This window comes from Methanobrevibacter sp. UBA212, from assembly GCF_905233225.1.
Classification (GTDB): Archaea; Methanobacteriota; Methanobacteria; order Methanobacteriales; family Methanobacteriaceae; genus Methanocatella.
In genome coordinates, this window is the sequence record NZ_CAJODJ010000013.1 from 42,280 (window position 1) to 54,884 (window position 12,605).

General features: G+C 33.4%; 4 protein-coding genes. 3 read left to right on the plus strand and 1 reads right to left on the minus strand.

The features are described from left to right. Positions 1-558 precede the first annotated feature (558 nt). Together QZ138_RS04805 and QZ138_RS04810 are read left to right on the plus strand one after the other, a co-directional pair. Positions 559-3,540, plus strand: a complete 2,982-nt coding sequence (locus QZ138_RS04805) for a right-handed parallel beta-helix repeat-containing protein (RefSeq protein ID WP_292886871.1) — start codon at positions 559-561, stop codon at positions 3,538-3,540. 104 nt (positions 3,541-3,644) lie between these two features. Continuing rightward, positions 3,645-6,728, plus strand: a complete 3,084-nt coding sequence (locus QZ138_RS04810) for an Ig-like domain-containing protein (RefSeq protein WP_292886873.1) — start codon at positions 3,645-3,647, stop codon at positions 6,726-6,728. Between the two features lie 27 nt (positions 6,729-6,755). Here the strand turns inward: QZ138_RS04810 and QZ138_RS04815 are convergent, their stop codons facing one another. Next, entirely contained in the window at positions 6,756-8,234 is a 1,479-nt protein-coding gene (locus tag QZ138_RS04815; RefSeq protein WP_292886875.1) for a hypothetical protein, read from the minus strand. A 214-nt stretch (positions 8,235-8,448) separates the two neighbouring features. Here QZ138_RS04815 and QZ138_RS04820 point away from each other — a divergent pair, with 214 nt between their 5' ends. Continuing rightward, the gene (locus QZ138_RS04820) at positions 8,449-12,468 is read left to right on the plus strand and encodes a right-handed parallel beta-helix repeat-containing protein (RefSeq protein ID WP_292886878.1); all 4,020 of its coding nucleotides are present in this window, start codon (positions 8,449-8,451) and stop codon (positions 12,466-12,468) included. The last annotated feature ends 137 nt before the right edge of the window (positions 12,469-12,605 follow it).

The following is a 12,605-nucleotide window of genomic DNA, read 5'->3' on the forward strand; positions in this document are numbered from 1 at the left end:
ACATATGGTTTCTTTTTATGTTTTCACCTCCTTTATTTCAATTCGTTAATTAATAGAATTTATATATCTTATTAATATATAATTTTTTTCGCATCGTATTTATTTTTATATTCAATTAATATTATTATTTATTTAATTATTTTCAATTATAAAATATATATTAATTAATATTATTCAATAATATATTTAATTTTTTGGATTTTTTAATAAAATTTATCTTATTTTTTTATATCATCGAAGTGAAATTAAATTCATTTATAAAATAATGATTTTAATTCATTTATTTTTTATTAATTTATTTCAATTCAGTTAATTTATTATTATAAAAATTTTTAAAGATTTTTGTATTGTTTTAACATGTTATAGTATATTAAATTATAAAATAATCCTTTTAATATTTTTTTAAATTTATCGATGAATAATAATATTTATATTAAATGTCGATTATAAATAATAACACTAATATGGATAATAAGGTAATCAATCATCGATTTCGTTTATTTTTAACTATCAATATTAGTGAAAAAATTTTATAAATTAATTAGGGAGAGAAAATTCATGGATAATAAAAAGATTTTTGTATCTTTTCTTTTGGTTGTTTTGATTGCATTATCTGTGGCTTCAGTTTCTGCTGAAGATGCAACTGATGTTGTTGCAGTTTCACAAGACACAGATGACACTATTGAAGTGACTGATGATGCAGATGTTATTTCAGCACAAAACTATCAGCCTGCTGCTAATACATCCGAGGCAGTGCAAAATGCAATTAATTCAGCTACAAACTCTGGAGATACAGTAGATTTAAGTAATTACGCTGAATATGATTTCGGCAATAGTTCTGTAACTATCGCCAATTCCAACATTGTTTTAAAAGGTGATGGAAATACCATTATCAAAGGTCACGGCGCTAACGCTCAAGGTAAAGGAAATGCATTAATTATGATTTCCGCTTCAAATGTCACCATACAGGGAATCAAGTTCATTGACACACACTCAAAGAATAATTTCACTTATGGTGGAACTGTCTATGGTGCTGCAGTGCAGTTCCAGGGTGCAACTGGAGGATTATTGTCTGGTTGTACCTTTGAGAAGTTCAACAATGCAGCTATTGTTCAAAGATCAACCGGTGTTGTTCTTGAAAACAACAATATTACAGGTGGATATACTACTCTTATTGCTAACGATCCTACCGTAAATACTGAAACCGGTTCCAAATCATTCAACATTTACGGACAATCCAGTGGAATCACTGTTAGGGGCAATACCTTTGAAGGTCAGCTTCTTGACGGTGTATCCATTGCACAAGGTAGTGGTGCAAACATTGTGGAAAACAATGTTTTCATCGGCAACACTTATGGTATCTACTTCGGTGGAGATGCTACCAAAAAATCTGTAATCAGAAACAACACCTTCCGTAACTGCGGTTACTTCAAAGAAGGAGAAGTTGAATGGAAAGAATTACCTATAATCAGTATTCAAAAGGCTTCCAATGATATTTCAATCGTAGACAATAAATTTGAAGTAATCAATGACACTATAGCTATTGCTGCTGAACAAGGTAATGAAGCTCACGGTTTCCCATCCTCATTAGGTAACATTAATGTAACAGGCAACAATGTAACTAAATATGTCGAAGATGTCAACGAATCCAGTGTTGTTCTGTTCCACATCTTAGTGAGAAATGACAACAAACTGCACATTTTTGCTCCTGTAAAAATTGAAGGAAATACATTATTATCCGGAATGGACGGATATCAAGTTGAAATTAAAGATTTAGGAGCTATTGTTTTAAGAGGAGATGAAGTCACTTTTGAAAATATCAATACATATTTCCCTACAGCAAACACTGCCGCTGCAGTTCAAGCTGCTGTTGATGCTGCTGTAAATCCTGGAGATGTTGTTGATTTAGCTAATTTTGAAACTTATGACTTTGGAAATGAAACCATATTTATCAGAAACAGTAATATTATCATTAAAGGTAAAACATTCGCTGATAAAAATGGAGTCTTCCAACACTACACCACCATCAAAGGTCACGGCGCTAATAGTGCAGGTAAAGGAAATGCTATCTTTGAAATCAGCGGTTCCAATGTAACAGTTCGTGAATTCGACTTTTATGACACACACCCAAAAAACAATTACACATATAATGGAACTGTCTATGGTGCTGCTACAAGATTTGCAAGTGTAACCGGAGGATTATTGACCAGTTGCAGATTCTATGATTTCAACAGTGCAGCAATTGTTCAAAGATCAACTGGAGTTGTTCTTGAAAACAACAATATTATAGGCGGATATACTACTCTTATTGCTAACGATCCTACTGTAAATGTAGAGACCGGTTCCAAATCATTCAACATTTACGGACAATCTAACCATATTACCGTTAGAGGCAATACATTCCAAGGTAAGATTCTTGACGGCGTATCCATTGCACAGGGAAGTGGTTCAAACATTGTGGAAAACAATGTTTTCATCGGAAACACTTATTCTATGTACTTTGGTGGAGATGCTACCAAAAATTCCATTATCAGAAACAACACTTTCCGTGACTGCGGTTACTTCAAAGAAGGAAATGTTGAATGGAAATTATTACCTATAATCAGTATTCAAAAGGCTTCCAATGATATTTCAATCGTGGACAATAAATTTGAGGTACTTAACAATACCATTGCTATTGCTGCTGAACAAGGTAATGAAGCTCACGGTTTCCCATCCTCATTAGGTAATATCAATGTAACCGGTAACGTCATCAAAAAAGATGCTGATGTTTCTAACGTAACATTATTCCATGTCTTAATTAGAGACGGTGACAAATTAAATACCTTCGCTCCTTTAGTTGTTAAGGATAACACTTTAGATGGTGCAACAGGTTTCATTGTAGAAACCATGTCTGGTGATGTTTTAATCAATGCTAATGAAGCGGTGATTCAACCTACAATATCTGCTGACACAACTATTGAAACTGCAGATGTGAATTATACTGTTGGCGAGTCAGGAACTTTAACAATTGCATTAAAAGATGCTAAAGGAAACGGTTTAGCTAATAAAACTTTATCCGTTTTCATTAATGGTGAAACTAAAAATCTCATCACCAATGCTAACGGTAGCGCTACATTAAATGTTACATTTGATAATGCAAATACTTACTACGCTGCCATTTTCTTCATGGGAGATGATGACTTTAAACCATCCACTGGTAGTGCAAAAATTACCGTAAATGCAAAACCTGCTCCTGCTCCAACTCCTGCTCCAGCTAAAAAAGCAACCACCCTTACTGCTAAAAAAGCTACATTAAAAGTTAAAAAAGCTAAAAAGATTAAAGTTACTTTAAAATCCAGTGGAAAAGCAGTTGCTGGAAAAGTTATAACTATTAAAGTAAATAAGAAAACTTTCAAAGCTAAAACAAACAAAAAAGGTGTAGCTACAATTAAAGTAAAAATCACCAAAAAAGGTAAATTTACTGCAACAGTTAAATTTGCCGGTGACAGTGCTTATAAGGCAGTAACTAAAAAGGTAAAATACACAGTTAAAAAATAGATAAGTAATAATTAATTATTACTTCTCTTTTTTCTTTTTTTATAATTTAATTATTTAATATTGATATATTTTAGTTATTTTTTTGATTTAATTGGATTTAAGGGGTGATTAAAATAAAAAAAGTAAGATCTAATGTTATTTTTATATTCATATTATTTTTTTCTATATTACTGGTTAATGCAGTCTATGCAGAGGATATCGAGGGTAATCAAACCGATAACAGTTTTGATTCAATTCAGATTTTAATCGATAATGCAAAGTCTGGAGATTCGATTTATTTACAGGAAAAGACCTATGAAAGCAACGGTACTGTAATTAATATCGATAAGGATATTTCAATTTACGGATCCAAGTCTGCAGACACTATATTGGATGCTAAACAGCAATCCAGCATATTTGTCATTTCTGAAAATGCAAATGTCAACTTTTTTGATTTGACACTTGTCAACGGCAAAACCACAGCCAATGGTGGAGCGATTGACAATAATGGAAATTTAATCATCCATTCTTTAAAATTTATAAATAACACTGCGTATAATTGGGATAAAGGAAAAATCAATGGAGACGGTGGAGCAATAAACAACAACGGAAAATTACATGTTTATAACTCTCATTTCGCAGATAACTATGCTTATAATGGAGGGGCCGTTAGAGGGTCACAACATTCACAAATTACTGCATATGATTGCACATTTGACAATAATAGGGCAACATTCGGCGTTGCACTCGATACATACTTTTCAAATTCCATAATTAAAAATTGCATTTTCACAAACAATGTCGGTCATGAGGGAGGTGCAATTTACAATAGATTCAGCGATTTTTATTTAGTCAACTCAACATTCGTTAACAATTCAGCTACCCGTGGCGGAGGAATCTACAATAATAGAGGTTATCTGGTAATAAATAACTCAAGATTCATCTCAAATTCAGCCAGCCATCTGGGAGGTGGCGTTAAGAGTTGGGGAGTATGTGAAATTTACAATTCCCTTCTTAAAGGTAATGAGGGTGAAACCGGAGGAGGATCATATATCTCCGAATATGTCATGACAGTGGTAAACTGCACTTACGAAAACAACGTTGGAGTTGAAGGCGGAGGAGCAGCTGCGGATTCACACGGCCATTTGGATGTCAGGGATTCGAAATTTATCAATAACTCCGCTGAAAATGGTGGTGGAGTTGACTGCACTTGGGGATATTTGAATTTGGATAATTGTATTTTAAATAACAATTCCGCTACCAGTAAAGGTGGAGGAATTGCATGTCTGTTTTTCGAATCAAATGTGACAAATGCAATTTTAAATGATAATCGAGCCCCATATGGTGGAGGATTATATATTGGGTCAATGTCCGTTAATTTCACTAATGTAACTTTAAACGGTAACTCCGCTACATATGGTGGAGGACTGTATAACATCGGAAACTCGATTTTAAGCAATTTTAATGTAAACAACAACATTGCTGAAAATGGTGGTGGAGTTTACAATAAGGCCAATTTAACATTATCTGATTCAAATATTAACTTTAATCATGCAAAAAACGGTGCGGGCATTTACAATGAGGCTCAGGTTAATGTTTATAATTCTAATGCAATAGGAAATGAAGCAATTTCCAATGGGGGATTTGCATATAATGTGAATGAATTAGAAATAAATAACTGTAATTTCAAGTCAAATGCGGCTGAATGTGCAGGTGTAATATATAATAATAAACTCACATCAATTGACAATTCCCAGTTGGACAATAATAGGGCTGAAAGGGGAGCAGTCATTTTCAATACTAAAGATTTACTCATAAAGGATTCAAAATTCCTGAATAATGTGGTATTGCATACTCTTGGAGTAATTAGTAATGTAGATGGCAATATTAATATTTCACGTTCCATTTTCAATTCAAATAAGGGTTCTGATGAAGGTGGTGCAATATTTAACAATGAAGGAAAAATTGTTATTTCAGATTCCAAGTTTGTTTCAAATGCTGCTTTGAGTCATGGCGGTGCCATTGACAACTCAGGTGAGCTAACAATAAGCAATTCTTTATTTGATAGTAATCAGGCATATGGTGCAGGAGCTATCGATAACGGTGGAATAGTCAACATATTCAATTCCACTTTCACCAATAATAAGGCCACTATAAATGGCGGTGCAATTGACAATAACAACATTTTAAATGTTGTGGGTTCCGTTTTTGAAGCTAATATTGCAGGAGGCCAAGGTGGGGCCATTATTGCCCGAAAAGATATAAATCTGTCTCATAGTTCTTTATTCAATAATAAAGCGTCTCAGGCCAATGCAATATATGCAAATAATCAAAATAGCAACTTGACTGATAACTGGTGGGGAATGAATGATCCTGATTTCAGGCAATTGCTTAACTTCAATATTTCCGATGAGTTCAGATGGATTGTCATGAGCGTTGAGTCTTCTTCTGGAGTGATGCAATATGAAAATACACATGTTATTGTCAGTTTAAATGAAGTTAAAGATGCTAAAGGAAACATATCAAAATTGGAGAATTCAAATTTATTGCCTGATTTCATAGTTTATTCTTCCACAGGAGATTCTATAATTGTTGATAAAGGTATTGCTTCAAAAGAAATAACTGTTCCTGGTGTTTCTTCTATTGAATTTAAATTGCACAATCAAACCAATTCCCTTAAGACGTCATCAAACCCTTCAAAAATCAAGGACAATAAGGATGTTGTGGTTGACTATAGCGGCAAAGTCACATTTAAGGTTCGCGTATATGGTGTTGACGGTAAGCCTGTCGGCGAAAATCAGGTTGTTGTAATGACCATATCCGGAAAATCATACAATGTCAAAACTGACAGTAAAGGTTATGCATCTAAGGTGTTTAGTTTACTTCCGGGCAAATACAAGATTACAACCACATTTAAGACAATTACAGTTAAAAACACCATAACAGTTAAAAAGGTATTGAAGGCTTCAAGCAAAACAGTCAAAAAAAGTAAAAGGATTAAATTTAAGGCAACTTTAAAAACCAGCAAAGGCAAAGCGATAAAAGGCAAAAAAATCACATTTAAAATCAAAAACAAAATTTACAGTGCAAAAACAAACAAGAAGGGAATAGCCACTGTTACCTTTAAAAATTTAAAGGTTGGAAAATACTCTGTTGTCGTTAAATACATAAAGTCACAGGCAAAAGTAACTTTAAAAGTCAAAAAATAATTATATGAGCTTAAATTCATATAATTATTATTTTATTTTTATATAAATAGTTTTTTTGGATGATACATATGTTGCATCGCCTTTGAAGGTTATGATGCCTTTGAATTTGCCTTTTTTTCGAATTTTAATCTTAAATATTGCCTTTCCTTTTTTATCTGTCTTTGCGGTGTATGTTTTTCCATTCAGTTTAAGATATAATTTCTTAGATTTTAAGATGTTTTTTCCGGCTTTCAGTATCACTGAATATTTTTTGGCTTTTGTTTTTAATTTGAATTTTTTGGATTTGGCAGTGATTGATGTTTTTTTCTTGGTTTTAGGTTTAGGTGCTGAATCATCTTTTTTTTCTGAATTTGGATTTATTGTTTCATTCTTTTTGCTTGGTTGGGTAATGTTTTGAAAGGTCAGATTGTTGAAAGTGGTGTTTTTGCTGATCATGCAGATTTCAGATTCGAAATCAGTTTGGTTGTTTGTAAATGAAATGTTTTCAATTCTAATGTTTTTGCCGTTTATGTATAATGATGAGCCCTGTTCTGCACTATTGTATTTAAATTTGCTGTTTGCAATGTCAATATTATTGGAGTAGATGGATACTGCTCCACCTAAATCAGCGGAGTTTTCAGTAAATGTGGAATGTTCAACATGCCCACTTCCTTTAAAGTAGATTGCCCCTGCAAATTTTCCGGTATTTTCAACGAATTGGGAATTATTTATGATGAGTTTATCTTCGTTTGTTATTGCTCCCCCATATCCGATGGCATTGTTCCTTTCAAATATTGAATCTTCAATCAGTCCGGGGAATTCAAGGTAAATTCCTCCTCCGTCTCCAGCTTCATTGTCAGAAAATCTTGAATTGAAAATATCAATTCGTCCAAGATTATAGATTCCGCCTCCAAGATATTTTGCATAATTGTTTTCAAATGTGCAGTTGTTTACATGGCCTTCTCCATCAAAATTAACTCCTCCACCAAAAAATGCTGAATTTCCTATAAATTTTGAGTTTTCAATTGTTGCATCCTTTTCAAAGAGTATGGCTCCGCCGCTGTTGGGTGATGAGGAATCCATAAAAATACAAGTGGATAGTGTTCCATTAAATCCTTTCCAGCATATCGCACCACCATGTGAGGCGGCATTTCCATTAACTATCTTGATGTTTTTTAAAATAACGTTATTTGACTGGATATTGAATATTCTTGCTTTTTTATTGGCGTCAATAGTGTGGCCCTGGCCGTCGATGACTAAGTTGTCGATTGCAATTGTGATTCCATCAGAAAAGTTTTCATCATTTTGAGTGTTAAACAGATAATCTTTGGTCAATTTTAGTGATTTGGTTTCTATGCTGGCATTGATTTCATGGGATAATGCTGAAAAGTCTCCCTCATTTTCATTTAAAATTTCATGTTCGCTTTCAAGATTTCCAATTGTGTCATTATCTGATGGCTGATTGATTTGTGCAGCATCAATTGAGGATATGCTTGTTAAAACTGTTATCAGCAGTATAATGAGCAATAATTTTTTTCTAATAAAAAACCCACCTATTTTTATTTGATTTGATTTTTATTTTAATTTCTATATGTATTTTTCTTCATTTCACTTTGAATAATATCAATAATTAATAAATTATATAAGAATAAAACCGAAATATATTAATTATATCGAAAGTATAATATGTCATATTGATAAATTTATGTCAATTGTTATAATAAGAATTATGGGTAAAAATATGAAATTTAATAACTTCTTGTTTATATTTTCTTTATTGCTCATTGCACTAATAAGCTTTAGTTGCGTTGTAGCTAATGAAGACACGAATATTACTGATGATTCACATGTTTTAAAAATAAATGATGAATCAGATTGTAATTTAAACGAAAATACTTTAAGTACAAATGATGAAGATTCAGTGTTGTCTGCTCAAAGCATCGTTGTTGATGAAAACGGCAGCAATCACAATGAAATGAACGAACATACAATTAGAAGTGCGGTTAATTCTGCTAATGACGGAGACACTATAATTATTAGGGGAAGCAATTACGTGCACGTTCACGTCACTATCGACAAGCCAATCATAATCAAAAGTGAACTAGGTACAAATATGGATCCATGTTCCAGTTCTGCAGATTCAAACTATAGGGGCATCTTTTATCTAACTTCAAAGGCCAACGGCACTATAATTGAAGGTTTTAACTTCAATAATGATGATGGAAGAATGTGGGATAGTGGAGATTATGCAATATTCATCAATGGCGCATCCAATATCATAATTAGGAACTGCACATTTTCAAATAATGGTGTTGCTAATTCAATTCGAATAGAAAACTCACAAAACATTATTGTCGAAAATGTGACTGCTTCAAATGCGGAAAGAGCTATATCAATCAGGAATTCCACAGGAGTAACAGTCAAAAATTCAATCTTAAAAGATTCAGCTTATGGAATTTATGATGAAAATTCTGCTAATACAATCATTACTTCAAATACCCTTTCCAAAAACAAGAATGCAGGTATTGGAATTGCGGGAAGCTCAAACAATCCGACAATATCCTATAATAATCTGACTGAAAACAAGAACGGTTTTGAGCTGGCTTCATCAGACAATATTAATATCTTAAGCAATTATATAGCATCAAATTCCGATTTCGGTGTTTTGGTTGACTGTGAGGTCATTCAGCTAAATGTTATTGGAAATTTCTTTAATCAGAATTTGAAAGGGGAATTATACTTCAATAAAAAGGTGTTTGTTTCAGGTGGAGAGCTTCTAGAGGTTGTAAACAATAATTACATGGTCGGTGTTGGTGAAAGGCCTGTTGATGCAGCAGTTGGTGGAGGTGCGTTTTTAGGCTATGCGTTCATACTTAATGAGAATGTGTACTGTCCGAAAATCTATTTCACCTATGGCGAAAAGCACTGGGAAGATGGAAACTATTTCCTTAAGTTAACCGATATAACCCAATCCAAAAAGGGAGTTTACTCAATTTCAATTGTTGATTCAAACGGAGATATTGCAAAAGGATTGAATTCAGTTCCGGTAACATTCTACTTGAATAAAAACAACAATTATGCAGCGCCTCAGGAGGGTGATGTTTATAAGACTGTGATGATGGTTGACGGTACTGCAACAGTCAGATTCTACTCAGAGGACTTTAAGGAATCAGGTAATGTTGTAACTGCAGTTCTGCCCGGAACTTCCGCTTATATCACTGGTGACCAATTTAAAAACGTCAAAAACTTCACCGTGGGTGATGAATATATTCCTGGAAATGTTTCTGCAACAAGTATTGGAATGTCAGATTTAACAACATATCCTGGCTCTAATGCTGATTATACTATTACATTAAAGGATATTTACAACAATCCTGTTGCAAATGCAGAAGTGACATTTAACATAAACTCTAAAAACATTAAAGTCACAACAAATGCAAATGGTAAGGCAACTGTCAAAATTAATGAGAATGCAGGAACATATGTCATTAAAGTTAATTATCCTGGCGATGATAGTGATTATGCACCAAGTTCTGCCCAAGCAAAAGTGACAGTTAATAAGGTATCTTCCAGGATTGTAGCTTCAAATTTTGCAATGTTTATTAAAAAAACAGATTATTATCAATTCACTTTAAAGGATTCTAATGGAAAGGCAATTTCCAATCAAAAAGTTACAGTCAAAGTAAATAAGAAAACTTACACTGTAAAAACCAACGCTAAAGGCGTGGGCAAAGTAAAACTTAAGCTTAAGAAGGGAACCTATAAGATTCAAATGACTTATAAAGGAAACAGTCAGTTTACTGCTGCCAAAGCTACCAAGAAAATTACAGTCAAAAAAGTTCTTAAAACAAAATTGACCGCTCCAAAAGTCACTGTTAAACCAAAAACTTCAACAAAATATGTTGTCACATTAAAGGATGAAAACGGCAAGGTTCTCAAAAAGCAAAAGGTAACAATTAAAATCAATGGCAAGAAATACGCCAAAAAGACCAACGGCAAAGGCCAGGCAACCGTTAAAGTTAAATTTTCCAAACTCAAGACATACAAAGTCAAGGTAACCTATAAAGGAAATAAGAAATATAAGAAATCATCTGCCGGCGGCAGGATAACTGTCAAAAAGGCATCTGCAGTTGTTCCAACTCCTGCAAAGCCTGCTGAGGAAACTAAAGTCAAAACCCAATTGACAACTTATGACAGATCATTTTCATTGAACTCCAGTGATGATTACATTATCTCACTGAAGGATTCTTCAGGCCAGGCCTTGGCAAATCATTTAATCACCTATACTTTGGACGGTCAATCCTATTCCCAAAACAGTGACGTAAAAGGTCAAGTTAAGGTTAACGTTTCCTCTTTGGGTGTTGGTTCACATATAATCAAAGCAAGTCATCCGCTTACGGGAAATTATGAGGCTTCTTCATCCTCAAGCACAATTCATATTTTAAACAAGACAGGTGTTTCATATGTGGATGGAGGATTGCCTAATGAGCAAATGCAAAACATTTTAGACAAATCAACCAATCCTGTTGTATTCTTGTCAAATTCATATGATGATGTTAGCTTAACCATTAACAAGGCAATGAATATTACATTTAAGGAAAATACTGCCTTAAACGGTAAAAACAACAGTCCTGTTTTGACAATTATGGTTTCCAACTTCAATGTTTCAGATTTGATTATCAATGCAAATTCAGGTTCAGGAATCATCATCCAAAATGCCGATAACGTTTGCATTTCAAATTGTGTCATTTCAAACAATCTGGATTCGTCAAAATCAGATAGATATAATTCCGGTGAGGTCGAAATTCCTGGAAATGGTATTGGGTTATCAAATGCAAATTGTGTCAGAATCATTAAAAACGATATTAAATCATTTGGAAATGCAATATTTGCCGAAAACACTGATGATATGGAAATAGTCAACAGCACATTATCCCTAAGCAATTATGGAATAACTTACGGTTTGGGCGTTAAGAATACCAATATCTCCAATAACCTGATTACCAAAAACATCGGTTTGTATGTTATGGATGTTCCGGAAGGTCCTCTTGGATATGGAATTTTCCTGAATCAGTCTGCGGTAAACGTGTCCATAACCAACAATAGGATTTTAGACAACTATATGGGAATTTCCGTTGATTCTAATTATTCAACAGGCATCATCATTTTATACAATTGGATAAGCGACAATGCGCTTGAGGGAATCAGATTCAATGCAGGATATGATTTGGCAGAAAATGCCGTTGAGCCTAATGTCAATGACAATGCTATTTACAGAAACGCTAGGGGGCCTAGTATGATGATACTTGGTGAGCTAAGCGCAAATCCTAACGGAATCTATCATTATGGCGAATTCAATGATACCAAAAGACTGCAATTGGGTACCAACTGGTATGGTAAGAATGCCCGTATAACCTGGGATATAGAAACCAATACCACAGGTTATGGAACAATGTGTCCTAGGATTGCAACTACATATATTTCCGTTAAAGAGATTGAAAATGTAGGTTCAGGCACTTATCAGGTCAAGTTCTATAAAAACGACACTGTTGCAGATAAATTGCCTGAATTTGAGATGTTTGCAACATTAAATGATGATGTTGAAATCAAATTCAATGTTGTTAATGGTGTCGGTACATTTTCATTTGATTCAGGTTATAAGATTGGTGATAATGTAATAAAAGTTTCTATTGGTTCCCTAAAAGACCAGTACAGGACTTTTGAAGTGTTATTGAATAGCACAATTGAAATCTTACCTTAAACAAATATGTTTTTAACATATTTGTTCTTTTTTTGTTTTTGAAGATGGGACGCAAAATTTTTTAACTAATTTTTATTTTTAGAAAAAATTTTGTTTGTTTATTATTTTTTAGTTATTTTTCATGTTTATTTCATTAT

What these genes read in the sequence shown, in the direction of transcription:
- QZ138_RS04805 (WP_292886871.1), top strand. Translation starts at nt 559, where the DNA reads ATGGATAATAAAAAGATTTTTGTATCTTTTCTTTTGGTTGTTTTGATT.
- QZ138_RS04820 (WP_292886878.1), top strand. Translation starts at nt 8,449, where the DNA reads ATGAAATTTAATAACTTCTTGTTTATATTTTCTTTATTGCTCATTGCA.